Raw genomic sequence first — 25,575 nt, 5'->3', positions numbered from 1 at the left:
AGGGTACACGCGCCTGAATACGAACGCACGTTCTTTTCCTTGGCGGTCCGCTCGGTCTCCAGCGCCGCGGAACTGACGTCCGCGATGGTGCCGGTGACGCTGGTCGTGCCGATGGCGGCCTGCTGGACGTTCTGCGCGATCTCGCCGGTCGCCACGCCCTGCTCCTCGACGGCGGCCGCTATCGCCGTAGCGATCTCGCTGATCTGGCCGATGACGCCGCCAGTTCCTCGGTCGCGGCGGCGGTCCGGTCACGTCTGACTATCTCACAACCTCTGTTCGTACATAGTAATTCGACCACAATGGTCCAGATGGCCGATATCTTCGCCTACGTCATAAGCTGGGGGTGCGGCTGCGTTCCATGGTGAAAACGAAGCGCAATGAACTGGAAGATCCAGCGCGTCAAATGTCGGCCTTGCGGTGTCACACCCAGCGCCCCGGAGGCGATCAGGTCTGGGGCTTCAAGGTAATGCGCAGCCTGGAACTGAGCGGGCATCTGGCTGCGGCCTTGCCCGGTCCGTGAGTCCGTGCCTTGAAATGAAAAAGGCAATGCGGCCTTTTCGGGCCAACAAAACCTCCGCAACGATAGTTGTCACGCCGATCGAGCCACGCGAATCGCCAATAAGGCAGAACGCCTCAAAATTTAAAACTCTCCAAAAAGAATATGGGGGCTTACGCCCCCTTCTCCTGCGCACCGATCGCTTCGAGTGCTGCCTTCGCCACCTCGACGTCCTGGGCGCTGGTGCCGGACCCGACGCCGATGGCGCCGACGCACACGCCTTCAATGAAGATCGGCAGGCCGCCCTCGGCGTTGGTCAGGCGGCCGCCCGACGCGATCGCCAGCTTCATTTCCATCGCGGCCGGAATCCCGCCCGTCGGCATGCGGTGCGATGCCGCCGAAAGCGCCTTCGACTTGGAAGTCTCGATCGACAGGAACTTGGCGCCGTCCATCCGCACGAAGGCCAGCATGTTGCCGCCGTCGTCGACGATGGTGATGTTCTGAGGAACGCCGATCTCCTGCGCCTTGGCGATGGCGGCGTTCAGCGCCGTGAGAGCGCCTTCGTGGGTCAGCTTGAGGCTCGGCTTGGTCGTCATGATGCTGTCAGCTCCTTGATGGTCGTGAAGGGCCGCATACCACAGTGAAAAAGCATGCGGCAGTGCAAACACCGCAATGCACCCTGAAACAAAGGATAGCGCGCGTCGCAACCGCGCCGCATGATGGGTTGCGACACTGGCTTGACAGTCGGTTGCGACTCACTGTACGTCTTACTGATAATCCGCAATGAATCAGGTGGAGGTCAGGCGATGGCGAGCACGACTATCGGCGTTAAGATCGACGACGGGCTGCGCGCCCGTCTCAAATCGGCCGCCGAGGCCATGGGCCGCTCGCCGCACTGGCTGATCAAGCAATCCATCCTGTCCGTCCTGGAGCGGATCGAGCGGGGCGACGGCGTCGACGACCTGCTGGGCGATGCCCGCTCCGATGTCGCCCTCCTGGAAAACACCGCCGCCGATCAGCCGCCCGACGCGCCGTTCCAGCCGTTCCTGGAGTTCGCCCAAAACGTCCAGCCGCAAAGCGTGCTGCGTGCCAAGATCACCAGCGCGTACCGCAGGCCGGAGCCGGAGTGCCTGCCCCTGCTGCTGTCGGAGGCAACCCTTCCCGCCCCGGTCACCAAGGCTGCGACCGACCTCGCCCGCAAGCTGACCGAGGCGCTGCGCGGCAAATCCCGCTCCGGCGGGGTCGAGGGCCTGATCCACGAATACTCGCTGTCCAGCCAGGAAGGCGTCGCGCTGATGTGCCTCGCGGAAGCGCTGCTGCGCATCCCCGACCGCGCCACCCGCGACGCGCTGATCCGCGACAAGATCGGTGTCGGCGACTGGAGTTCCCATCTGGGCCATAGCCCATCCCTGTTCGTCAATGCCGCCACCTGGGGCCTGGTCGTCACCGGCCGCCTGACTTCGACCACCAGCGAGGCGAACCTGTCTTCGGCATTGACCCGCCTGATCGCGCGTGGCGGCGAGCCGGTGATCCGCAAGGGCGTCGATATCGCGATGCGGATGATGGGCGAGCAGTTCGTCACCGGCCAGACCATCGCCGAAGCGCTGGCGAACAGCCGCCGGATGGAAGCCAAGGGCTTCCGCTATTCCTACGACATGCTGGGCGAAGCCGCCGTCACCGCAGCCGATGCCGACCGTTACTACCGCGAATACGAACAGGCGATCCACGCCATCGGCCGCGCCGCCGACCGGCGCGGGATCTACGAAGGCCCCGGCATCTCGGTCAAGCTGTCGGCGCTGCACCCCCGCTACTCCCGCGCCCAGCAGGAGCGCGCGATGTCGGAGCTTCTGCCCCGGCTGAAAGCGCTGGCCCTGCTCGCCCGCACCTACGACATCGGGCTCAACATCGACGCCGAGGAAGCCTACCGGCTGGAACTCTCGCTCGACCTGCTGGAGCAGCTCTGCTTCGATCCCGATCTGGCGGGATGGAACGGCATCGGCTTCGTCGTGCAGGCCTATCAGAAACGGGCACCCTTCGTGCTCGACTACATCATCGACCTTGGCCGCCGCAGCGGCCACCGGCTGATGATCCGGCTGGTCAAGGGCGCCTATTGGGACAGCGAGATCAAGCGCGCCCAGGTCGAGGGTCTGGAAGGCTTCCCCGTCTTCACCCGCAAGGTCCACACCGACGTCTCCTACATCGCGTGCGCCCGCAAGCTGCTGGCGGCACCCGATGCCGTCTTCCCGCAGTTCGCGACCCACAACGCCTATACGCTGTCGGTCATCCACGCGATGGCGGGCGGCAACTATCACGCCGGCCAGTACGAGTTCCAATGCCTGCATGGCATGGGCGAGCCGCTGTACGAGGAAGTCGTCGGCAAGGGCAAGCTGAACCGACCGTGCCGGATCTACGCACCGGTCGGCACCCACGAAACGCTGCTGGCCTATCTGGTCCGCCGGTTGCTGGAGAACGGCGCCAACACCTCCTTCGTCAACCAGATCGCCGACCCCAACGTCTCGATCGACAAGCTGATCGCAGATCCGGTCGCCGTCGCGAAGACGATCGAGCCGGTCGGAGCGCCGCATCCCAGGATCGCCCTGCCGCGCGACCTGTTCAACGGTGAGCGGGAGAACTCCGCCGGGCTCGACCTGACCAACGAACAGCGCCTCGCCTCCCTCTCCGCAGCGTTGCTCGCAAGTGCCGAAACCCGCTATCAGGCGGTGCCGCAGCTGGCCGACGGTCCGCGCACCGGCGAGGTGCAGGCGGTCGTGAACCCGGCCGACCATCGCGACACCGTCGGCGCCGTGACCGACGCCTCGCCCGAGCAGATCGACGCGGCCCTGGCCTTTGCCGCGACATCCGGCGCCGTCTGGGCCGCCACGCCGCCGGACCAGCGCGCCGCCTGCCTGCTGCGGGCCGCCGACCTGATGGAATCCCGGATGTCTTCCCTGCTCGGCCTGATCGTGCGGGAAGCCGGCAAGTCGCTGTCCAACGCGATCGCCGAAGTGCGCGAGGCCGTGGATTTCCTGCGGTACTACGCGACCCAGGTCCGCAGCGACTTCAACAACGACACCCATCGCCCGCTCGGCCCCGTCGTCTGCATCAGCCCGTGGAACTTCCCGCTGGCGATCTTCACCGGACAGGTCGCGGCGGCGCTGGCCGCCGGCAACCCGGTGCTCGCCAAGCCGGCGGAGGAAACACCGCTGATCGCGGCGCAGGCCGTCGATATCCTGCTGGAGGCCGGCATTCCCCATGCCGCCCTGCAACTCCTCCCCGGAGCCGGCGAGACCGGAGCCAGGCTGGTGGCGTCGCCCCACACCCAGGCCGTGATGTTCACCGGCTCGACCGACGTCGCCCGCTTGATCCAGCGCCAGCTGGCCGACCGCCTCAACCCGCAGGGCCAACCCATCCCGCTGATCGCGGAAACCGGCGGCCAGAACGCGCTGATCGTGGACTCCTCCGCCTTGCCGGAGCAGGTCGTCGGCGACGTGCTGATGTCGGCTTTCGACAGCGCCGGGCAGCGCTGCTCGGCGCTTCGCCTGCTCTGCGTGCAGGACGATGTCGCCGACCGCGTCTTCACGATGCTGGACGGGGCGCTGGCGGAGCTGGTCACGGCTTCCCCCGACCACCTGTCCACCGATGTCGGCCCGGTGATCTCCGCCGAAGCGCGGAGCCGCATCCGCGACCATGTGGAGGCCATGAAGGCAAAGGGCTTCAAGGTCCGGGAACTGCCGCTGCCGCCCGGCACGAAGCACGGCACCTTCGTCGCCCCGACGGTGATCGAGATCGGCAAGGTCGCCGACCTGACGCAGGAAGTTTTTGGTCCCGTCCTGCACATCCTGCGCTACCGGCGCAACAAGCTGGAAAGCCTGATCGACGCCATCAACGCGACCGGCTACGGCCTGACCTTCGGCGTCCACAGCCGGATCGACGAGACCATCGCCCGCGTCAGCGAGCGTATCGGCGCCGGCAATATCTACGTCAACCGCAACCTGATCGGCGCCGTCGTCGGCGTTCAGCCCTTCGGCGGCCACGGCCTGTCGGGAACCGGTCCGAAAGCCGGCGGCCCGCTATACCTGTCGCGCCTGCTCGCCGTTTCTCCGCCGGTGTCGCCGGCGCTGCGCCCAACGCCGGAGAAGCGTCCGGCCGCCGCCGAGGCTTTCGCCGAGTGGCTGGACTCTCGCGGCCTTGCCCGCGAAGCGGCGCGCTGCCGCGCCTATATCGAGCACTCCCCCGCCGGGACCGTCGTAGCATTGCCCGGTCCGGTCGGCGAGCGGAACCTCTACCGGATCCACGCGCGCGGCACCGTCCTGTGCCTGGCCCAAACCGAAACGGGCCTGCTGCTCCAGGTCGGGGCGGCGCTGGCGACCGGCAACAAGGCGCTGGTCCCTGCGGGCAGCGCCCTTGGCGGCCTGCCGAAGCCGCTGCAAGGCCATATCGAGATGACACCGGACTGGACCGCCGGACCCGGCTTCGAGGCCGTCCTGTTCGAAGGCGACAGCGACGCCCTGCGCGACCTGAACCGGCAGCTGGCTGCCCGTTCCGGCCCAATCGTCGCCGCCCAGGGCATCAACCGCGACGCCCTGGCCTCCGGCGCACAGGACTACACGCTGATCCCGCTGGTCGAGGAACAGTCCGTCAGCACCGACACGGCGGCTGCCGGAGGCAACGCCAGCCTGATGTCGATCGGATAGGCGCTATACTCACCGGAGCCGGAGAGTTCCAGACCGGAATATTCCGGCTCCGGTATCAATCCAGTGTCTCTAGCGGCGCGCTGCGGCCGAACCGGAGCGGGGCGACGTCCCGAGGGGCGGCCCAGTGTACCGCATTGGCGATGACGCGCTGGACGTTGGCGTCATGGTAGGTCGGGTAGGTCTCGTGACCGGGGCGGAAGTAGAAGATCCGGCCGAGGCCGCGCGTGTAGCAGCAGCCGCTGCGGAAGACTTCGCCGCCCTGGAACCAGCTTACGAAGACCAGTTCGTCCGGCGCCGGGATGTCGAAGGGTTCGCCGTACATCTCTTCGGGCTTCAGGTCGAAGTATTCCGGCAGTCCCTCGGCGATCGGGTGACCGCGCGCGATGGTCCAGATCCGCTCCCGCTCGCCGGCGACCCGGTGCTTCAGGTTGCAGGTCGTGCCCATCAGGCGGTTGAAGATCTTCGAGAAATGCGAGGAATGCAGCGGGATCAGGCCCATCCCGGCCCATACCCGCGCCTGAACCCTGTCGACGACGGCATCGTCCACCTGATGGTGCAGACGGTGGCCCCACCAGAGAAGGACGTCGGTTTCCGCCAGGACGTCCTCGGTAAGTCCATGCTCCGGCTGGTCCTGGGTGGCGGTGCGGACCGTGAATCCGGCGGCACGCAGGGGAGTTGCCAGGGCTTCGTGGATGCCGTCGGGATATACCGCCTGCACAACGGCCTGGGTGCGTTCGTGCAGGTTCTCGTTCCAGACCGTTACGCGAATGGGGTTAACGCTCATGTCTTTCCTCCACATCTGCGCAATCCCGGAAGGCGGAACCAAACAACAGGCTGGTGGTTGCACGTCCGACCGAACCAATCACCAGACATATAGCGGATCAGGAGATCGCACGATGGGGCTGTTCAGGCACCGTCCGAAGCCCGTCGGCCATTTGCGCAAGGACGCAAGGACGCCGAACGGAACGATCTGGACGTGCTTCGCCACGCCGGAAGAGGAAGAAGCGCTGGAAGAACCGGAAATACTGGATCGGGACCGCGTGCTGAATGCCGGTGACGTCGTCAACGTCAAACCGTGCCAGAGCCGCCGGCGCTTCAGCGTGCGGGTCAGGAATCGTCAGGACAGCATCGTATCGATCTCGAAGATTCGCTGACCGGCGCGAAGATGGCCTAGCCGGCGTCCGCTTCGACGGCGTCGACGAGTTTCCGGACATCGGCGATCGTCCGGTCGTAGTCGGCCTTGGCCGCCTTGGACGGGGTCGAGTCCTGAAATTCCTTCAATTTGTCGATGTAGTCCTTGAGCGCCGCGGCGACATGCCCGCGCAGTTCGCCTTCCACATGCACCGTGGCCATGGCTGCGGCCTTAGCCGACAGCGATGAGAAGCAGCACGATCGAGGTGACGATCGATACAAGGACGATGGTGTGGTGGGTGTTGCTTTCCATGGACTTGCTGCTCCAGCTTTGATGTGAAATGTCCTGTAAGAGCACAGGCTGCTGGAGTCAAGCTTCGGCCGCAAGGGTTTGTTCCGGAAGAACAAAGCATTTTCGGGATAGCGGCCGGCTTCCCCATGGCGGGAAGCCGGCCTGCGTGTCCTGCCGGTCCGGATGTCTTACCGGTCCGGATGTCCTAGTAGTCGTCGCCGCCGCGCGAGGCGGACGACTTGGTGTCCTGCTTTTCGACGACCAGCGCCTCGGTCGTGATCATCAGGCCGGCGATGGAGGCCGCATCCTGAAGGGCGATGCGGACGACCTTGGTCGGATCGATGATGCCGGCCTTCAGCAGGTCCGTGAACTCGCCCTTCTGGGCATCGTAGCCGTAGTCGATGCTTTCGGAGTCGAGCAGCTTGCCCACGACGACCGAACCGTCGGCCCCGGAGTTCTCGGCGATCTGCCAGACCGGAGCGCGGAGCGCCCGGCGGACGATGTCGATGCCGACGCGCTCGTCGGCATTGACCGGCACGATGGCGTCGATGGCACGGGTCGCGTAGAGCAGCGTGACGCCGCCGCCGGGGACGATGCCTTCCTGGATCGCGGCGCGGGTCGCGTGGACGGCGTCGTCGACGCGGTCCTTGCGTTCCTTGACCTCGACCTCGGTTGCGCCGCCGACGCGGATGATGGCGACGCCGCCGGTCATCTTGGCCAGACGTTCCTGAAGCTTCTCCGTCTCGTAGTCGGAGGTCGCTTCCTCGATCTGCGCTTTGATGCGCGCGATCCGCCCGGCGATCGCCTCGGCGTCGCCGGCGCCGTCGACGATCGTGGTGTTCTCCTTGCTGATGATGACCTTGCGGGCCGAGCCGAGAGAGTCCAGCGTGACCGTTTCCAGTTTGATGCCGAGGTCTTCGGCGATCACCTGGCCGTTGGTCAGGATCGCGATGTCCTCTAGGATGGCCTTGCGCCGCTCACCGAAGCCGGGAGCCTTGACCGCCGCGACCTTCAGGCCGCCGCGCAGCTTGTTGACGACCAGGGTCGCCAGCGCCTCGCCCTCGATGTCCTCGGCGACGATCAGCAGCGGGCGGCCGCTCTGCACCACCGCTTCGAGCAGCGGCAGGATCGTCTGGAGGCCGGACAGCTTCTTCTCGTGCAGCAGGATGTACGGGTTCTCGAGTTCGACGACCATCTTCTCGGCATTGGTCACGAAATAGGCCGAGAGGTAGCCGCGGTCGAACTGGAGGCCTTCCACCACGTCGAGCTCGGTCTCCAGGCTCTTCGCCTCTTCGACCGTGATGACGCCGTCGTTGCCGACCTTGGCGACGGCACGGGCGATGATGTCGCCGATCAGGGTGTCGCCGTTGGCCGAGATCGTGCCGACCTGGACGATCTCCTCATTGGTCGAGATCTTCTTGGAGCGGGCGTTGATGTTCTCGATCACGGCCGCGACGGCGCGGTCGATGCCGCGCTTCAGGTCGAGCGGGTTGAGGCCGGCGGCGACCGCCTTGGAGCCTTCCCGGACGATGGCCTGGGCCAGCACGGTGGCCGTGGTGGTGCCGTCGCCGGCGAGGTCGTTGGTCTTGGTCGCGACCTGGCGCAGCAGTTGCGCGCCGAGGTTCTCGAACCGGTCGGACAGTTCGATCTCCTTGGCGACGGTGACGCCGTCCTTGGTGATCCGGGGAGCGCCGTAGCCCTTGTCGATCAGGACGTTGCGGCCCTTGGGGCCGAGCGTCACCTTGACGGAATTGGCGAGGATATCGACGCCGCGCAGGAACTTGTCGCGCGCATCGGTGGAGAACTTGACGTCTTTGGCGGCCATGTCTTAAATCCTTGAAGTATAACTGATCGAAAAACGACTTAGACGGCGGCTGTTTCGAGCACGCCGATGATGTCGGATTCCTTCATGACCAGGAAATCGGCGCCGTCGATCTTGATCTCGCTGCCCGACCACTTGCCGAAGATCACGCGGTCGCCGGCCTTGACGTCGGGAGCGTGGAGGTGGCCCTGGGCGTCCCGGACACCGGGACCGACGGCGATCACTTCGCCTTCCTGAGGCTTTTCCTTGGCAGTATCGGGAATGATGATCCCGCCCTTGGTCTTGGCTTCCTGCTCGATGCGGCGGACGACGACGCGGTCGTGCAAAGGTCTGAACGACATGAATGGCTCCTGTGAAATCCGCTGTACGGTCAATCGTTTCAGGGAGCGCCTGTTAGCGCTCAAACCGGACGAGTGCTAACGCCAAGCTTTAGGCCACTTTTTTATAAACTTCCAGTTAATAAACCATGTCGCTTGAAGATGTCGTTATGCGGACATGGAAAAGGGTGCGGACCGGAGGCCCGCACCCTTTCCTGAGATCTACCCGTCGGCAGATGAGCGGAAAGCTTACAGCGCTTCGATGCTGACGGCTTCCAGACCCTTCTGGCCCTGCTGGACCTTCATGCGGACGCGCTGGTTCTCGGCCAGCGGACCGGTGCCCGAACGCTCGACCGCGGTGACGTGAACGAAAACGTCCTTGCCGCCGTTGTCCGGAGCGACGAAGCCGAAGCCCTTGGTGGTGTTGAACCACTTGACGGTGCCTTCGACCTCTTCCGAGGGGCCGGCACTGGCGCCACGGTCGTAGCCGCCACCGCCGCCGTAGCCGCGGTCGCTGCCACCGCCGTAACCGCCGCCGCCGTAGCCGCCGCGATCGTTGCCGTAGCCGCGGTCGTTGCCGCCGCCGTAACCGCCGCCGCCGTAGCCGCCGCGGTCGTTGCCGTAGCCGCCGCGATCGTTGCCGTAGCCACGGTCGTTGCCGCCGCCGTAGCCGCCGCGATCGTTGCCATAGGGGCTGCGGGGAGCCGCACCGGCACGCGGGGCCGGGCGGGCCGCGTCATCACGACGCGGACGGGGGGAAGCGGTCGAGACATCCACATCGTAGATTCGGCTGACCTGATTACCCTTCTGGCTCTGGACCAGATCGACGACGACAGTCGTGCCTTCCGGCAGACGGTCGTGCCCGACCGCCGTCACGGCGGAAGCGGGCAGGAAAGCGTCGGGTGAACCATCTTCAGGTGCTACAAAACCGAAACCCTTGTTCGGGTCGAACCACTTGACTGTCGCCTTGATCTTTTCGGCGACGGGAGTTTGCTGCTGGAAGGAGTGACGCGGGGCGTTGAAGCGCATGGGAAAGCCGATCCGTGGAGTCTCGATGAACACGTCTTGTCAACAAGACACGTCAAGGTGGCCATGGTCGCCCATGTCCCAAGGGTCTGCCGTCGCTTCCCCACCCGTGTCATGCCCCGCAGCAAAACGCGCCTACAACCAAAATTACATTTACAAGCGCCGCCTACGGAAAAACTCCTTCAGCAGCTCCGCCGCCCGACGCTCCTCCAGCCCTCCATAGATTTCGGGAGCGTGGTGGCAAGTCGCCTGGTGGAAGAAGCGGGGCCCATGTTCGACCCCGCCGCCTTTTACATCATAGGCCCCAAAGTACACTCTGCGCAACCGAGCAAAACTGATTGCCGCAGCACACATTCCGCATGGCTCCAAAGTCACGTATAAGTCACAGTCCGGCAGCCTCGGCTCCCCCCTTCCGGCGCAGGCTTCCCGGATTGCCAGGACCTCCGCGTGGGCGGTCGGATCGGCCAGTTCCTCGGTACGGTTTCCAGCAGCGGCAAGGACCTTTCCGGTTACGGAATCCACGATGACGGCGCCCACGGGAACCTCGCCGCGTCCGGCGGCGGCTTCCGCCTGCGCCAGGGCCAGTTCCATATGCGGGATTGCCGCCGCGATCTTCAACATCTCGCCTCCAAACTAACGGCATGGTTGTGTCGCACCCGGAAGAGCGTCAAGCGGCGGATGCCAACTTGTCGCACCCGCAAGCGCGTGATTGCAAGACCGACTTCCGCACCATCATGCTTGGTTCCCCGACTATCTTTGGAACGGAGCATTTTCATCATGAGCGATCATACCTACCAGAAGATCGAGATCGTCGGCTCCTCCCCTACCAGCATCGAGGATGCGATCCAGGGCGCCGTCACCCGGGCGGCGAAGATGCACAGCAACATGAACTGGTTCGAGGTCGTCGAGACGCGCGGCCATATCTCCAACGGCAAGGTGGCGCATTACCAGGTGGTGCTGAAGGTCGGGTTCCGCCTGGAAGACTGAGCCGGAGGCGGCGCAGGCCTGAAACTTCGTCCGGCCTGAATCTTTATCCGGAACGAGGCGGGGCGTGGAGCGGTTCTTGCGGGTTGAGGGCCGGCACCATACAGTCTGACATCATGTCAGAACCATCGTCTCAGCCACGGGCCGGAGTCCGCCTATGACCACGCCCGAAACAGACTCCCCCGAACAGCAGGCGGGTCCCGAACGGATCGCCAAGCGCCTCGCGCGCGCCGGGCTGTGCTCCCGGCGCGATGCCGAGCGCTGGATCGCCGACGGCCGCGTGGCGGTCAACGGCGTCGTCCTGACATCCCCGGCCGTCACGGTCGGTCCGAAGGACAACATCGTCGTGGACGGCAATCCCCTGCCCGACCTGGAGCCGACGCGGCTGTGGCGCTACCACAAGCCCGACGGGCTGGTGACGACGGCGCGGGACGAGAAGGGCCGGCAGACCGTCTTCGACGTCCTGCCGGAGGACCTGCCGCGCGTGATCTCCGTCGGGCGTCTCGACCTGACGACCGAGGGGCTGCTGCTGCTGACCAACGACGGCGAGCTGGCGCGGTTCCTGGAACTGCCGACGACCGGCTGGGCACGGCGCTACCGCGTCCGGGTCAACGGCTTCGTCGATCCCAACCGGCTGCTCGGGCTGGCGCGCGGCATTGCGATCGACGGCATCCAGTACGGCCCGATCGAGGCGGTGCTCGACCGCCAGCAAGGCGCCAATGCCTGGATGACCGTCACGCTTCGTGAGGGCAAGAACCGCGAAGTCCGCAACGTGATGGAGAGCATGGGCCTGACGGTCAACCGTCTGATCCGGGTCGCCTACGGTCCCTTCCAGCTCGGTAAGCTGGAGCGCGGTGAGGTCGAGGAAGTGCCGAAGCGCGTGCTTCAGGATCAGGTCGCCAAGTTCTTCGCCGACCGGGGCGACAAGCCGGCGGAACCGAACATGGGAACCGCCAAGGCGAAGCCGAGGCCGAAGCCCCGGCATACCTCCACCTTCCATTCGGTGAAGCCGGGCAGCGGTGGCGGGCCGGACCGGCCGAGGCCGCCTGCCGGCGGCAAGCCGTCGGGTAGCCGTCCATCCGGCGACAGGCCGGCGGGGGAACGGACTTCGGGCGACAGACCATTGAGCGGCCGGGGGCCGGCGGGGAAGCATGAGACTCGTCGGCGGTGACCTGCGCGGCCGGCGGCTGGAGGCCCCCGCCGGGCGCGACATCAGGCCGACCAGCGACCGGACCCGCGAGGCCGTCTTCAACATCCTGGCCCATGCCGAGTGGGCTCCGGAGATCGAGGGCATCCGCGTGCTCGACGGGTTCTGCGGAACCGGGGCGCTGGGGCTGGAAGCGCTGTCGCGCGGCGCTGGCCATGCCGTTTTCATGGATCAGGGCCGCGAAGCGCTCGACCTCGTCCGGCGCAACATCGCGGCGCTGGGTGTCGGCGACCGGAGCACCGTGCTGCGGGCCGACGCCTTGCGTCCGCCGCGCGCCCAGGCACCCTGTCCGCTGGTCTTCCTCGACCCGCCCTACGGCCAGGGGATGGCGTCCAAGTCGCTGACCGCGCTGATGGAGCGCGGCTGGTGCGTGTCCGGCGGCTTGGCCGTCGTGGAAACGGGATTGGAAGACCCGTTCGAACTGGACCTGGAGCGGTTCGACGAGCGGGTCTACGGCGATACGCGGGTGTATTTTCTGCGGATCACCTGAGGTTTCGCGTCACCGCCGTCCGAACAATCTTTCGATGTCGGAGAGCTTCAGTTCGACGTAGGTCGGGCGGCCGTGGTTGCATTGGCCGCTGTGGGGCGTTGCTTCCATCTGGCGCAGCAGGGCGTTCATTTCGTCCTGGTTCAGGCTGCGGCCGGCGCGGACGGAGCCGTGACAGGCCATGGTCGAGCAGACGGCGTCGAGCCGTTCGCGCAGGCTGAGGGCGTCGCCTAGTTCGGCCAACTCGTCGGCGAGGTCGCGGACGAGGCCCTGGATGTTGGTCTTGCCGAGCAGTGCCGGGAACTCCCGGACCACGACGCAGCCGTCGCCGAAGGGTTCCAGGACGAGGCCGAGATCGGCCAGTTCGGCAGCACGGGCGACGATCCGGGCGGCGGAGGGTTCGTCCAGTTCGACCACTTCGGGGATCAGCAGGCCCTGGCGCTTCACCCCGCCATCGACCAGCGCCTGCTTGACGCGCTCGTAGACCAGACGTTCATGAGCGGCGTGCTGGTCCACGATCACGATGCCGTCGCCGGTCTGGGCAACGATATAGGTGTTATGGACCTGCGCCCGCGCGGCCCCGAGGGGATGGTCGGGGGGAGGTTCGTCGGCCGCCGGCATGGCGGCCGGGGCCGCAGGGCGTGCCGAGGGAGTTGCGGCGAAGCCGGTCAGAGGGGCCTGAAAGGCTGACACGGCGTCGGCCAGATCGCGCGGGATGTATGAGGAGTGCCGGCTGCTGAAACCGTAGCGGAAATCCGGCGGCGAAGAAGGAGCCTGCGGGGTCATGCCGGCGGAGAAGGCGTCGAGCGTCGCGGTCGCCACCGTGTTGGACGCGCGGTGGCCGGCCTGCGCCAGCGCATGCCTCAGCGCGCTGACGATCAGGCCGCGCACCAGGCTTGAGTCGCGGAAGCGGACCTCCGCCTTGGCCGGGTGGACGTTGACGTCGACTTCCTCCGGATGGATCTCCAGGAACAGCGCCAGCATCGGGTGACGGTCGCGGGCCAGGAAGTCGGCATAGGCGCCGCGCACGGCGCCGACCAGCAGCTTGTCGCGGACCGGGCGTCCATTGACGAACAGGTACTGGTGGCGCGCGGTCGGGCGGTTGAGCGTCGGCAGGCCGATATGGCCTGTGAGCTGGACTTGGGCGCGCTCGGCCAGGACGGGGATTGAGTTGTCCGAGAACTCCCGCCCCATCAAGGCACCGAGCCGGGTCAGACGGGCGTCCAGCAACTCGCCCTGGGCGACCGACAGGCGGACGGGAGTGCGCCCTTCGTCGGCGACGGTGAAGGAGACATGCGGATGGGCCATCGCCAGTCGCTCGACCGCATCGACCGCGTGGTCGAACTCGGTCCTCGGCTGCTTCAGGAACTTCAGGCGCGCCGGCGTTGCGTAGAACAGGTCGCGGACTTCGACCCGGGTGCCCTGCTGGTGCGCAGCGGGCGCCACCCTGCCCTTGGCGCCGCCTTCGATCGCGATGCACCACGCGCTGTCGGAGCCCTTGGCGCGGCTGGTCAGGGTCAGGCGGCTGACGGCGCCGATGCTGGGCAATGCCTCACCCCGGAAGCCCAGAGTGGCGATGTTCAGCAGGTCCTCGCCGGGGAGCTTGGACGTGGCGTGACGCTCGACCGCCAGTTCCAGTTCGTCGGCGGTCATGCCGCAGCCGTCGTCGGTCACCGCGATCAGCGAGCGCCCGCCGTCGCGGACCACGACGTCGATCCGGGTGGCGCCGGCGTCCAGCGCGTTCTCGACCAGTTCCTTGACGGCGGCGGCGGGCCGCTCGACCACCTCACCGGCGGCGATGCGGTTGACCAGGGTCTCGGGGAGGCGGCGTATCGTCATGGGTCAACATGTACGCATGATCCGGCAGGATGTCACCACCCGTCGGGCTCATAAACCCGCTTCAGATCTTGAGCCCGGCGGCGCCTTCCAGGTTGGCGGTCCGGAGGGCGTCGCGCTCGACCCGCGCGCCGAACAGCTTGGCATGGCGGAAATCCGTCTTGTTCATGTCGGCGCCCAGCAGTGTGGCGAAGGACAGGTCGGCTCCGGCGAAGCTCACCCCGCGCAGGCAGGCGCCGTTGAGGTTGACGTAGCGCAGCTTGGCGCCTTCCAGGTCGGAGCGCATCGCCCGCTTGTCGTCGATCATCAGCGGACGCAGGTTGACGCCGCTCATATCGGCGTTGTTCAGCTTGGCGCGCTTCAGGTTGACGCCGCGCAAATCGGCGTCCTTCAGCTTGCAGGTCCGGAAATCGCTGTCCTCGAGTTGGGCCGCCTGCAACTGGATGCCCGTGAGGTTCATGCCGTAGAAGATGGTGCCGATGCCCTTGACCATGGTCAGGCACATGCTGTCCAGGGACGCGAGGCTGCCGCGCAGGTCGAAGCCGCTGAGGTCGAGCTTGGTTCCCTCGGCGCCGGCGCTGCCGACCCAGGCCATATGGTCGCGGGCAAGCTCGTCCAGCGGACGGCCCAGGGAGGAGGCCGGGCGGCCGACCGGCTGGTCGGTCAGCATGTCCTCCATGTCGGCGCCGGCCGTTTCCGCCATGGTCATGGAAGCACCGGTCAGCACGGCGCCGCGCAGGCAGGCGCCGCGCAGGTCGGCGCCGCTGAGGTCGGCGCCCTCCAGGTTGCTGCCACTGAAGTTGGCGCCGCGCATGGTCGCCCGGACCAGCTTGCAGCCGCGCATGACGGCGTCGGTGAAATCGGTGTGGATCGCCATGGCGCCGGACAGCCGGGCATTGGTCAGATTGGCCCCGCTCAGGTCGGCGCCGGAAGCCTCGGTCGGCTGGGTATCGACCTGGACGAACTTGAGGTTGCCGGCCCGGTCCGTTTCCGCCAGCGTGCCGTCGCGCAGGTCGCTTTCGAACATGTTGGCGCCGATCAGGACGGCGCCCCGCAGACAGGCGCCCCGCAGGTCGGTCTTGACCAAGCTGGCGTTCTCCAGGTTCGCCTGACGGAGGTCGCAGGCGAACATGGCGGCGCAGTCGAGACGCGCCCCCGCCAGATTGGAGCCGCGCAAGGACGATCCGACGAAATCCGCGTGCGCGAGATCGCGCCCGGTGAGGTTGAGGCCCGAAAGATCGAAGAACGACAGCGTCGCCCTCGATCCGCCCATCCGGGCATTGCGAAACATCTCGTGGCGCCGGACGACGTTATCGAGTTGTGCCTGATCGAGCCGCGTGAGCGGCCGGGATTGCGTCATCTAAACCTGCACACGCACTGTCAGCAATTTACATCAATAACGGACAGTATAGCGTGTGCAGGTACTCCAGCGCTACTCCCTGCATGCCTCGATCAGGCTGGAGGTCGACGAATCGTGACCGGCGGGCGCCGATGCTTCTCCCAGTTCGGGAAGAATCACCTTCGCAAGTTGCTTGCCGAGCTCGACGCCCCACTGATCGAATGAATTTATGTTCCAGATTACGCCTTGCACGAAGACCTTGTGCTCGTAAAGCGCGATCAGCAGACCGAGCGTGCGTGGATCGAGCCGCCGGAACAGAATCGAATTGGTCGGCCGATTCCCCTCGAACACCTTGTGGGGAACCAGGGCTTCCAGCTCGGCGCCGACGACGCCCGCCCCCTGCAACTCCGCCCGGACCTCTTCCGCCGTCTTGCCGCGCATCAGCGCTTCGGGCTGGGCCAGGAAGTTGGAGAGCAGGATCGGGTGGTGCTTGCCGATGGGGTTCTGCGTCTCGACCGGGGCCAGGAAATCGGCAGGAACGATCCGGGTGCCCTGATGGATCAGCTGATAGAAGGCGTGCTGCCCGTTGGTGCCCGGCTCCCCGAACAGCACCGGACCCGTGCCGTAGTCGACGCGGTTGCCGTCGCGGTCCACCGACTTGCCGTTGCTCTCCATGTCGAGTTGCTGGAGATAGGCCGCGAAGCGGTGGAGGTATTGGTCGTAGGGCAGCACCGCGTAGCTGTGGGCGTTCAGGAAGTTGGCGTTCCAGATGCCGATCAGGGCCATCAGCAGCGGCAGGTTGGATTCGGGCGGCGCGTTGCGGAAATGCTCGTCCATCTCGTGGGCGCCGGCCAGCATCGCCTCGAAATTGTCCATGCCGACTGCCAATGCGATCGGCAGGCCGATCGCGGACCACAGGCTGTAGCGTCCGCCGACCCAGTCCCAGAAGACGAACATGTTTTCCGGGTCGATGCCGAACTTCGATACCTCCGCCTCGTTGGTCGAGACGGCGACGAAGTGCTTTGCGACGGCCTTCTCGTCGCCGGCCTTCTCCAGGAACCAGGAACGCGCGGTATGGGCGTTGGCCAGGGTTTCCTGGGTGGTGAAGGTCTTGGACGCGACGATGAAGAGCGTGGTCGCCGGATCGCATTTCTTGAGCGTCTCGGCCATGTGGGTGCCGTCGACATTGGAGACGAAATGCATCCGCAGGTCCGGATGCCCATAGGGCTTCAGCGCCTCGCACGCCATGTAGGGGCCAAGATCGGAGCCGCCGATCCCGATATTGACGACATCCTTGATCTGGCGGCCGTCATGTCCCGTCCAGGCGCCGTCGCGGACGGCCTGCGAGAAACGCCCCACCTGCGCCAGGACCCGGTTGACCTCCGGCATCACGTCGCTCCCGTCCACCGTCACCGGCCGGTTGGACCGGTTGCGCAACGCCGTATGGAGGACAGCCCGGTTCTCCGTCGTGTTGATCTTCTCGCCCGAAAACATGCGATCGCGCCAGCCGGCTACGTCCTGCTGGCGGGCCAGATCGAGGAGGAGACCCAGCGTCTCCTCCGTGATGCGGTTCTTGGAGTAGTCGAGCAGGAAGCCGTCCAAGCGCGCCGAGAAGCGGGAGGCCCGCTCGGGATCGCGCTCGAAAAGGTCACGCATATGGATTGTTTCCATCTGCGCGCGGTGCGCGGAAAGGGCCTGCCACGCGGGGGAGTCGGTCAGAGCGGACATGGAGAATACTTCCTCTCGTTTTTCAGGTGCCAGCCAGCCGAATAACATCCGGAACGGAACGATGGCCTCACAGCGCTCCTGTTGTCCCCCATACTACCGTAATCGCGATCAGCTCGGAATATCGTCCCTCGTCCTGGTCGGCTCGACGCCTTCCGGCTGGCCGACGACCACGGTCAGAAGCGCCGCCGGATCGAGCAGCCGCTTGGCTACGCGCTGGACGTCCTCCAGAGTCACGGCCTCGATCAGGCCGGAGCGGCGGTCCAGGTAATCGATGCCCAGGTTGTCGCGCTGGACCTGGAGCAGGATGTCGGCGATGGCCGAACTGGACGTGAACTGGAGCGGGAAGGAGCCGGTCAGGTAGGTCTTGGCGTCGTCCAGTTCCGCCTGGGTCACGCCATGGTCCCGCATCTTCCGCCATTCCGCCTTCATCAGCTCGACCATCTTGCCGGCATTGGCGTTGGCGGTCGAACCTCCGGCCATGACCAATGCCGTATGCTGGAAGGGGACCAGATAGCTGTAGACGCCGTAGGTCAGGCCGCGCTTGGTCCGGATCTCCTCCATCAGGCGGGAACTGAAGCTGCCGGCGCCCAGCACGTAGTTCATGACGGTCGCGGCGAACCAGTCGGGATCGTCGCGCTTGATGCCGGGCTGGCTCATCAGCACGACGCTCTGCGGCTGCGGCCGGCGCACCAGCACCGTTTCGCCCGCTCCCTTGGGAACGACATCGGTCGGCGGCTTGACGGCTGAATTGGCGGGCAGTTCGCCGAAGATGCGGTCGAGCACCGGACCGAGCCGGTCCGGTGCGATGTCACCGGTGACGGCAACGGTCAGGTTGTCCTTGGCGAAACGCTGCCGGACGAAGGCCGCCATGTCGTCGCGGGTGATGGAGCCGACGCTCTCGACGGTGCCGCGCGCGCGCCTGCCGTAGGGGTGGTCCGGGAACGCCGTTTCATAGAGCGCGCGGCGGGACAGGAAGTCCGGGTCGCCCTGGTCGCGGCGGATCTGGGACAGCACGCCACGCCGCATCCGCTCGACCGCTTCCTCGTCGAACCGGGGCTGGGTCAGAGCGAGCCGGGCCAGATCGACCGCCTCGTCCTGGGTCTCGACCAGGGTATGGACACCGCCGTAGAACCCGTCGGTCGTCGCGGTGAAGCCGATCGAGATCGAGTTGTCGGCCATCCGGCGCTGGAATTCCTCGCTGTCATAGGGGCCGGCGCCCTCGTCCAGCACGGTCGAGGTCAGATTGGCCAGGCCTTCCTTGCCGGCCGGATCGGTTTCGACCCCGCCCTTAAAGAAGAACTTGATCGACAGCAGCGGGACCTTGGCGTCCTGCACCAGCCACGCCTCGATGCCGCCGGGGCTGACGACGCGCTTGATGTCGATGGCCGAGGCGGTGGATGTCAGGGCCGCCGATACCAGGCAGAAGACGGCCAGGAATATCGGCAATGACGAACGATGCGACAGGCGGCGCGACAGTCTGGTCGGGTAGTTCATCGGATCAATCCCGAGGTTCCGGGCTGGGAGCCTGCGCCAGCCGGCGCGGCTGGACGAGGTTGGGCACCGTCGCCGGCGGAGGCCTCCCGCACGGGGGCCGGCAACAGCAGGCCGGTGACGGGGTTGGTCTGGCCGAGCACGGCCTTAGCGGCGGCGTTGACCTGCTCGACCGTCACGGCGGCGATCCGTTCCGGCCATTCCTCCACGTCCTCGATAGTCCGGCCGGTAGCAAGCGCGGTGCCGAAGCTCATGGCGGGAGCTTGCAGGCTGTCGCGGGCGAAAATGGCGTCGCGGCCCATCCGGATCTTGGCGGTCTCGACCTCCTCCGGCGTGACACCCTCGGCGACGACCTTGTTCAACTGCTCGATCAGCGCCGATTCCAGCTTGTCCATGTCGACGCCGGGATTGGGGCTGACATAGGCGCCGAACACCGCCAGATCGAAGGCCTGGGGCGAGTAGCCGGTGCCGGCGCCCGTGGCGAGCTGCTGTTCAACCACGAGTGAGCGGTAGAGCCGGCTGGTGGCGCCGCCGCCGACGATCTCGCTCAGCACTTCCAGCGGGTAGGCGTGCTTGGACTCGCCCCTGTTGTAGCTGGGGGCTTGGTAGAGACGGCGCAGGCTGGGCTGGCGGACTTCGGCGTCGCGCAGGATGACGCGGCGCTCGGCGGCATAGGGCGGTTCCTCGACCCGTTCGCGAGCCGGCACGGGACGCGGGGCGATCGGTCCGAAGTACTTCTCCGCCAGCGGCTTCACCTGTTCGACTGTCACGTCGCCGGCGATCACCAGCACGGCGTTATTGGGAGCGTACCAGCGCTGGTAGAACTCGTTGGCGTCGTCGCGGGTTAGCTGCCGGATCTCATGTTCCCAGCCGATCACCGGCGTACCGTAGGGATGGTGGACGAAGAGCGCTGCCTGGACGAGTTCGGACAGCTTGTCGCCGGGCTCGTTCTCGGTCCGCTGGCGGCGTTCCTCGATGATCACGTCGCGCTCCGGGAGAAGCGTTTCGTCAGTCAGCTTGAGGTTGGCCATCCGGTCCGCCTCCATCCGCATGACCAGCTCCAGCCGGTCGGCGGCGACGTTCTGGAAGTAGGCGGTGTAGTCCCAGGAGGTGAAGGCGTTGTCGCGGCCGCCGTTGCGGGCGACGATCCGGCTGAACTCGCCGGGCTCCAGCTCGTCCGTGGCCTTGAACATCAGGTGTTCCAGGAAATGGGCGATGCCCGACTTGCCGGTCGCTTCGTCGGCGGCGCCGACTTTGTACCAGACCATGTGGGTAATGACCGGCACCCGCTGGTTTGGCACGACGACGACCTGCATGCCGTTGCCGAGCGTGAAGGTCTCCGGGAAAAACACGCCCTTGCGAAGCGACGGAGGCCGCGGCACCTCGGTCTGTTGCTGCGATGTTTGTGCTGTCTGAGGTTGCGGCGTCTGCGCGAAGCCGGTACCGGCAAAGGCGGCCGAAGCGAGCAGAAGGGAGGCAAGAGCGGGCGCGGCGATAAGCCGGCGCAACGGAACGGGCACGGCAACACCTCACGGGGGGCTAACGGAAAGTGCCGTCCGCCGCGACGCTGACGCCGCAGCGGACTGGAGTGTCCAGTGAACTGGGCTCCCCTGCTTGAACGGACAAGAGTTTAGTTGAACAAGCCTTCGAGCGGGGCCTTGCGGCGGCGCTCGATGGTCGGCGTGCTGCCCTCCGTCACCGGCTTGCCCAGCGCCGCGTTCTCGCGCAGGCGCTGCTGCTCTTCCTTGGCGTTGACGACGGTGCCGGGCGGCTCCTGCTTCTGCCAGAACAGCAGACTGTCGATGAACCGGGTGTCCTGGTTGGCCGCCGTGACGGCATCGCGGTTGACGGTGGTGCGGATGCCGGGCTGGACATCGACGGCACCGGCCTGGTTGAGGAAGGCGGATTCGCCCGATGTCGTCGGCTTGGCCGTGTCCGCCGCCTGCTGGCGTGTCTGCGGCGTCGAGCCGAACACGGCAGATGCCGCCTGTTCGCGGGTATCGGCTTCCTGCGGGCGCGGCGCGCCGGGGACGGGCGGACGCAGCTTGTATTCCGGCGGCACCGCCAGCGGTGCGCGCGTCAGGACGCTGAACTCGTCGGGCGGCGCCCGGTCCAGGCCGAAGGTCTGGCGGGAAAGGCCGCAACCGGAAAGCGCCAATGCGCCCAGCGCCAGACAGACCAGCGGTGCCGCCAGCCGTCGGCCGCGTCGGTTGTGGCGGGGTTGAAGAGTGCTGATCACGTCCATTGCCGTTTCTCTTATATCCAGATCGAGTTGCTCTTCAGGTCCGGTTCCGCACGTCCCGGTCCCTTGCTTAATCCTTCGTTCCGCCCTTTTCCCCATCCGCATCCTGACTACCGAACAGGCTGTCGATCACGATCAGGGCGACGCCGACCGAAATCCCGGTATCGGCGACGTTGAACGCCGGCCAGTGGTATCCCAGGACATGGAAGTCCAGGAAATCCGTCACGGCGCCGAACCGGAGCCGATCGACCACATTGCCCAGCGCGCCGCCGATCACCATGCCGATCGACACGGCCAGAAAGGGGCGGTCCGCCTTGCGCAGCCATGAAAGCAGGAATGCCACGATGCCCAGCGCAACCGCAGAGAGCACGTATGGCATATATTCCGCCTCATGCCAGAACAGGCTGAAACTTACACCCCTGTTCCATGCCATGACCAGATTGAAGTAGGAAGTGACTTCGATGACGCGGGGGTTGGCGAGCATCCCGACGCCCTCGAGCATCCACCACTTCGACGCCTGATCCAGGATCATCACGATCAAGGCGATGATAAGGCCGAGACGGATCATCGAGCGTGGCCGATCCACCGCACCGGCCTCGTCGCGGCTTCGACCGACCTTGGTTCCGCCGCTCATTCGGCTGCCTCTGCGATGTGGTCGACGGCATCGGCGCAGCGGCCGCAGACGGTCGGGTGTTCGGGGTCCTTGCCGACGTCGGGCAGGACCCTCCAGCAGCGCTCGCACTTCTCGCCCTCTGCAAGGGCCGGCATCACGCCGACTCCGGCGACGTCCTCGATCGTGAAGGCGCCTTCCGGCACGGGGCCTTCCAGCACGCGGATGTCCGACGTGATCGAGACCTCGGCCAGATCGACGCCGGCCAGGATCGCGTGGACTTCCGGCGTGACGGTGACGACCGGCGACGCCTGGAGAGACGAGCCGATCCGCTTGGCCGAGCGCTCCAGTTCCAGGGCGCCGGTGACGACGCGGCGGACGTCGCGGACGACGTCCCACTTGGCGGCGAGTTCCGGCGATGCCCATTCAGCCGGGATGTCGACGAAGGTACGCAGATGGACGCTCGGGACCGGGCCGTCTGTACCGTAGCGGCTGAGCCATGCTTCTTCCGTCGTGAAGCACAGCACGGGAGCCAGCCACGCGGTCAGGCAGGAGAACAGGTGGTCCAGCACGGTCCGGACCGACCGGCGGGTCACCGAATCGGGGCGGTCGCAGTACAGGCTGTCCTTGCGGACGTCGAAGTAGAAGGCCGACAGGTCCACGGCGCAGAAGTTGTGGAGCGACGTGAACAGGGTGTGGAAGTCGTAGTCGTCGATGCCCTTGCGGACGACGCCGTCAAGCTCGGTCAGGCGGTGCAGGACCCAGCGCTCCAGTTCCGGCATCTCGGCGACGTCGATCTTCTCGTCGTCCGAGAAGTCGGCGAGAGCGCCCAGCAGGTAGCGCAGCGTGTTGCGCAGGCGGCGGTAGAGGTCTGCCTGGGACTTCAGGATCTCCGGCCCGATGCGCAGGTCTTCGGAATAGTCGGAACCCACGACCCAAAGACGGAGGATATCGGCGCCGTATTTGTCCACGACCTCCTGCGGGGCGGTGACGTTCTTCAGCGACTTCGACATCTTGCGGCCCTGCTCGTCGAGCACGAAGCCGTGGGTCAGTACCGCGTCGTAGGGCGCCCTGCCCCGCGTGCCGCAGCTTTCCAGCAGGGAGGAATGGAACCAGCCGCGATGCTGGTCCGAGCCTTCCAGGTAGAGCGACGCCGGCCATTGCAGGTCGGGACGCGCTTCCAGCACGAAGCTGTGGGTGCAGCCGGACTCGAACCAGACGTCGACGATGTCGAAGACCTGGTCGTAGTCGGCGGCCGAGTAGCTGTTGCCTAAGAAGAACTGGGCGTCGCGGGCGAACCACGCGTCCGAGCCTTCGGTGTGGAAGGTGTCGGCGATGCGATCCAGCACCGTCTTGTCCTTCAGCGGCTCGCCGGTCTTCTTGTCGACGAACAAGGCGATCGGCACGCCCCAGGCGCGCTGGCGGCTGATGCACCAGTCCGGCCGGTTCTCGATCATCGAGGAGATGCGGTTGCGGCCCTGCGGCGGCACCCAGCGGGTGTTTTCGATCGCCTTCAATGCCACCTGACGCAGTTCGTTCGTCTCCATCGAGATGAACCACTGCGGCGTGGTGCGGAAGATCAGCGGGGCCTTGGAACGCCAGGAATGCGGATAGCTGTGGACCAGCTTGCCCTTGGCCAGCAGCCCGCCGGCATGGGCGATCGCGGAGATCACGGCGCCGTTGGCGTCGCCCGTCTTGCCGGCCTGGGTATAGACACGCTTGCCGGCGAACAGCGGCACGTGGTCGTAATAGGTCCCGTCGTCGGCGACCGTCTGCGGCACCTGGATGCCGTGCTTGCGGCCAAGATTGAAGTCGTCCTCGCCATGGCCGGGGGCGATGTGGACGAAGCCGGTGCCGGCATCCGCCGTGACGAAGTCGCCCGGCAGCAGCGGGACCGAGAAGTCGTAGCCCTGGCCGTGCAGCGGATGGCTGGTCTGGGTATCGGCAAGGCGGGCGCCCGGCAGCGTGTAGACCTGCCGCCACTCGGCGATGCCTGCCGTCTTCTTGAGGTCTTCGGCCAGCGCCGTGCCCACGACCAGCCGCTCGCCGATCTTGGCGGCGCTGCCCTCGGCCACTTCCAGCACCTTGAAGACGCCGTATTCCAGATCGGGACCATAGCCGATGGCGCGGTTGCCGGGCAGCGTCCAGGGCGTCGTGGTCCAGATGACGACCGAGGCGTCCTCAAGCTCCGGCACGGCCGGGGCCGAGATTGGGAACTTCACCCAGACGGTGGTGGAGGTATGGTCGTGGTATTCGACCTCCGCTTCCGCCAGCGCCGTCTTTTCGACCACCGACCACATGACCGGCTTAGCGCCCTTATAGAGGCCGCCGTTGAGCACGAACTTGTGGATCTCGCGGACGATGGTCGCCTCGGCCGGGAAGGTCATGGTCTTGTAAGGGTTGGACCAGTCGCCCAGCACGCCCAGCCGCTGGAACTCCTCGCTCTGGATATCGACCCATTCCTGCGCGAACTGGCGGCACTCGGCGCGGAACTGAAGGATCTCGACCTGATCCTTGTCCTTGCCGGCGGCGCGGTACTTTTCCTCGATCTTCCATTCGATCGGCAGGCCGTGGCAGTCCCAGCCCGGCACATAGACCGAGTCCTTGCCCAGCATCTGCTGCGAGCGGCTGACCACGTCCTTCAGGATCTTGTTGACCGCGTGCCCGACATGGATGTTGCCGTTGGCGTAGGGCGGGCCGTCGTGGAGGATGAACTTGGGCCGGCCGGCGGAGACTTCCCGCAGGCGGTCGTGCAGGCCCATCTCCGCCCAGCGCCGCAGCAGCTCCGGCTCCTTCGCGGGCAGGCCGGCGCGCATGGGGAAATCGGTGCGGGGAAGGAATACGGTCGATTTATAGTCGCGGGTCATGATCGGGTCCAGGCAGCCGTCAGGCTGTCGGTGCGGTCACCGGCAGCTCGTCGGGTGAAATCTGGGGAGAGCGATAGCATCGCAAAGCCTCCCACGTCCAGCCGCGCCGACAGGGCAGCGGCGGCAAACAGCTATTTCCCGGCCCTCAGCGGAGGACCGGGCAGCTAATTCGCGCGGGACGGAGGCGGGTGGCGGTGAAGAAGCCGATCATGATGGCGGAAGTTTAGCAGGCGCGGGAGGCGGGTCAAGGCAAAGCTCGAGCTTCAAAACGTGGACGGCCAGCGTTGCGCTCCCTGGATAACTCTGATCACAATAATTGTAGTTTGACCCATGACGTAGGGGACAATGTAGGGCTTACCTGAGATAACAAGCTCTCTGGTCCCCACAACGCGCCCAACCCGACCCTGCATTGGATTTTCACCAAGGCTTTGGCGGCGTACACGATCTTTTCGACCAGATTACGCGCGGCACGCGGATTGTCCTTTCGGACGAAATTACTGATTGAATGGAGGTTTCGCTCAGCAGCGGGCAACCACGCGATGTGCAAGATATAAGCCTGAAATTTCAAAAGCTTGCCCGTACTCGGGCGACAACGTCTTCGTGGGAAATAAGCTTAACTTCCGGTGATGCAGCTTCAACAAGACCTTGCTCAACTTCCTGTCGAAACCATGCATCATGTTCTGTTTTTTCAACGTAATTTTGCATGAACTCCCGCAACAGCATGGACGCTGAAAGGTCGTTTGTCTGAGCAGCACCGACAAAGCGGTCCTTTAAGTCGTCTTCAACGCGGAACGTGAAATTCGTCTCTGGCATCCGACTTCGAGTCCAAACATCAGGGGCATATTCTGGGTAGATGATATGGGCGGCCGCGTATTTCTTCAACTCGGCCTTCAGCGAGCCATCTGCTGGTTATTTCCCGCAAACAAATTTCATTTTCCCGCCGGGATTAAACCGCCGCACCCCGCGTAATTGCCGCGAAACCTAAGTGAATCGCGGACGGAGTGCC

General features: G+C 65.8%; 23 protein-coding genes and 1 pseudogene. 7 read left to right on the top strand and 17 right to left on the bottom strand.

Annotation, left to right across the window (positions count from 1 at the left end; all coding sequences use genetic code 11):
• Nucleotides 1-17: 17 nt before the first annotated feature.
• Both N826_RS45935 and N826_RS42875 read left to right on the top strand, forming a co-directional pair.
• Nucleotides 18-365 (top strand): DUF3800 domain-containing protein, encoded by a 348-nt coding sequence (locus N826_RS45935; RefSeq protein ID WP_169789304.1) that lies wholly within the window; start codon nt 18-20, stop codon nt 363-365.
• Complete coding sequence (locus N826_RS42875) at nt 359-520, top strand: hypothetical protein (protein WP_157599328.1); 162 nt, start codon at nt 359-361, stop codon at nt 518-520. Before N826_RS45935 ends, N826_RS42875 begins: the two co-directional genes overlap by 7 nt.
• 149 nt (nt 521-669) lie before the next feature.
• Here the strand turns inward: N826_RS42875 and N826_RS07460 are convergent, their stop codons facing one another.
• Nucleotides 670-1,092 (bottom strand): GlcG/HbpS family heme-binding protein, encoded by a 423-nt coding sequence (locus N826_RS07460; protein ID WP_044427219.1) that lies wholly within the window; start codon nt 1,090-1,092, stop codon nt 670-672.
• A gap of 210 nt (nt 1,093-1,302) precedes the next feature.
• On the opposite strand from N826_RS07460, the gene putA reads away from it, so the two are divergent.
• Nucleotides 1,303-5,190, top strand: coding sequence for a trifunctional transcriptional regulator/proline dehydrogenase/L-glutamate gamma-semialdehyde dehydrogenase (gene putA / locus N826_RS07455; protein WP_044427217.1), 3,888 nt, complete (start codon nt 1,303-1,305; stop codon nt 5,188-5,190).
• 55 nt (nt 5,191-5,245) lie between these two features.
• Here the strand turns inward: putA and N826_RS07450 are convergent, their stop codons facing one another.
• A complete protein-coding gene (locus N826_RS07450; protein WP_044427214.1) occupies nt 5,246-5,974 on the bottom strand; it encodes a ThuA domain-containing protein in 729 nt (242 codons plus the stop codon).
• A gap of 112 nt (nt 5,975-6,086) precedes the next feature.
• On the opposite strand from N826_RS07450, the gene N826_RS07445 reads away from it, so the two are divergent.
• Nucleotides 6,087-6,344, top strand: a complete 258-nt coding sequence (locus N826_RS07445; protein ID WP_044427211.1) for a hypothetical protein — start codon at nt 6,087-6,089, stop codon at nt 6,342-6,344.
• Between the two features lie 16 nt (nt 6,345-6,360).
• On the opposite strand, the gene N826_RS07440 is transcribed toward N826_RS07445, so the two are convergent.
• From N826_RS07440 to N826_RS07420, 5 genes are all read right to left on the bottom strand, one after another.
• Nucleotides 6,361-6,543 carry a hypothetical protein gene (locus N826_RS07440; protein WP_044427209.1) on the bottom strand — a complete coding sequence of 61 codons (183 nt, stop codon included), beginning with the start codon at nt 6,541-6,543 and terminating at the stop codon, nt 6,361-6,363.
• A gap of 275 nt (nt 6,544-6,818) precedes the next feature.
• Nucleotides 6,819-8,438, bottom strand: a complete 1,620-nt coding sequence (gene groL / locus N826_RS07435; RefSeq protein ID WP_044427207.1) for a chaperonin GroEL — start codon at nt 8,436-8,438, stop codon at nt 6,819-6,821.
• A 38-nt stretch (nt 8,439-8,476) separates the two neighbouring features.
• A complete protein-coding gene (locus N826_RS07430; protein ID WP_044427206.1) occupies nt 8,477-8,776 on the bottom strand; it encodes a co-chaperone GroES in 300 nt (99 codons plus the stop codon).
• A gap of 225 nt (nt 8,777-9,001) precedes the next feature.
• Nucleotides 9,002-9,781: a cold-shock protein gene (locus N826_RS07425; RefSeq protein WP_044427205.1), complete on the bottom strand. Its 780-nt coding sequence runs from the start codon at nt 9,779-9,781 to the stop codon at nt 9,002-9,004.
• Nucleotides 9,782-9,931: 150 nt separating this feature from the next.
• Complete coding sequence (locus N826_RS07420; protein WP_044427203.1) at nt 9,932-10,399, bottom strand: nucleoside deaminase; 468 nt, start codon at nt 10,397-10,399, stop codon at nt 9,932-9,934.
• A 156-nt stretch (nt 10,400-10,555) separates the two neighbouring features.
• Between N826_RS07420 and N826_RS07415 the strand changes: the two genes are divergently transcribed.
• The 3 genes from N826_RS07415 to rsmD all read left to right on the top strand — a co-directional run bounded on the left by N826_RS07415 (nt 10,556) and on the right by rsmD (nt 12,459).
• Nucleotides 10,556-10,765, top strand: a complete 210-nt coding sequence (locus N826_RS07415; protein WP_044427202.1) for a dodecin — start codon at nt 10,556-10,558, stop codon at nt 10,763-10,765.
• A 154-nt stretch (nt 10,766-10,919) separates the two neighbouring features.
• Nucleotides 10,920-11,933 (top strand): pseudouridine synthase, encoded by a 1,014-nt coding sequence (locus N826_RS07410; RefSeq protein ID WP_084720572.1) that lies wholly within the window; start codon nt 10,920-10,922, stop codon nt 11,931-11,933.
• Nucleotides 11,914-12,459 carry a 16S rRNA (guanine(966)-N(2))-methyltransferase RsmD gene (rsmD, locus tag N826_RS07405; protein WP_044427200.1) on the top strand — a complete coding sequence of 182 codons (546 nt, stop codon included), beginning with the start codon at nt 11,914-11,916 and terminating at the stop codon, nt 12,457-12,459. Before N826_RS07410 ends, rsmD begins: the two co-directional genes overlap by 20 nt.
• A 9-nt stretch (nt 12,460-12,468) precedes the next feature.
• Here the strand turns inward: rsmD and mutL are convergent, their stop codons facing one another.
• From mutL to N826_RS41540, 10 genes and pseudogenes are all read right to left on the bottom strand, one after another.
• Nucleotides 12,469-14,295, bottom strand: a complete 1,827-nt coding sequence (gene mutL / locus N826_RS07400; RefSeq protein ID WP_044427198.1) for a DNA mismatch repair endonuclease MutL — start codon at nt 14,293-14,295, stop codon at nt 12,469-12,471.
• Nucleotides 14,296-14,356: 61 nt separating this feature from the next.
• A complete protein-coding gene (locus N826_RS07395; RefSeq protein WP_044427196.1) occupies nt 14,357-15,652 on the bottom strand; it encodes a pentapeptide repeat-containing protein in 1,296 nt (431 codons plus the stop codon).
• Between the two features lie 72 nt (nt 15,653-15,724).
• A complete protein-coding gene (pgi, locus tag N826_RS07390) occupies nt 15,725-17,359 on the bottom strand; it encodes a glucose-6-phosphate isomerase (protein ID WP_044427194.1) in 1,635 nt (544 codons plus the stop codon).
• Between the two features lie 108 nt (nt 17,360-17,467).
• On the bottom strand, nt 17,468-18,853 hold the full coding sequence (locus N826_RS07385; protein WP_044427193.1) for a M16 family metallopeptidase: 1,386 nt from the start codon (nt 18,851-18,853) through the stop codon (nt 17,468-17,470).
• Nucleotides 18,850-20,370, bottom strand: coding sequence for a M16 family metallopeptidase (locus tag N826_RS07380; RefSeq protein WP_308518156.1), 1,521 nt, complete (start codon nt 20,368-20,370; stop codon nt 18,850-18,852). The genes N826_RS07385 and N826_RS07380 overlap by 4 nt, the downstream gene beginning before the upstream one ends.
• Nucleotides 20,371-20,480: 110 nt before the next feature.
• On the bottom strand, nt 20,481-21,095 hold the full coding sequence (locus tag N826_RS07375) for a DUF3035 domain-containing protein (protein ID WP_084720571.1): 615 nt from the start codon (nt 21,093-21,095) through the stop codon (nt 20,481-20,483).
• A 67-nt stretch (nt 21,096-21,162) separates the two neighbouring features.
• The gene (lspA, locus tag N826_RS07370; RefSeq protein WP_244619457.1) at nt 21,163-21,726 is read right to left on the bottom strand and encodes a signal peptidase II; all 564 of its coding nucleotides are present in this window, start codon (nt 21,724-21,726) and stop codon (nt 21,163-21,165) included.
• Entirely contained in the window at nt 21,723-24,569 is a 2,847-nt protein-coding gene (gene ileS / locus N826_RS07365; protein ID WP_044427191.1) for an isoleucine--tRNA ligase, read from the bottom strand. Before ileS ends, lspA begins: the two co-directional genes overlap by 4 nt.
• Nucleotides 24,570-24,832: 263 nt before the next feature.
• Nucleotides 24,833-24,988: pseudogene (locus tag N826_RS45930) on the bottom strand (type II toxin-antitoxin system RelE/ParE family toxin); the annotation flags it as partial.
• Between the two features lie 145 nt (nt 24,989-25,133).
• The gene (locus N826_RS41540) at nt 25,134-25,451 is read right to left on the bottom strand and encodes a CopG family ribbon-helix-helix protein (protein WP_211099236.1); all 318 of its coding nucleotides are present in this window, start codon (nt 25,449-25,451) and stop codon (nt 25,134-25,136) included.
• Between the last annotated feature and the right edge of the window lie 124 nt (nt 25,452-25,575).

The sequence above is a fragment of the Skermanella aerolata KACC 11604 genome (genome assembly GCF_000936425.1).
Classification (GTDB): Bacteria; Pseudomonadota; Alphaproteobacteria; order Azospirillales; family Azospirillaceae; genus Skermanella; species Skermanella aerolata.
This window is presented reverse-complemented; position numbering and strand designations above follow the sequence as displayed.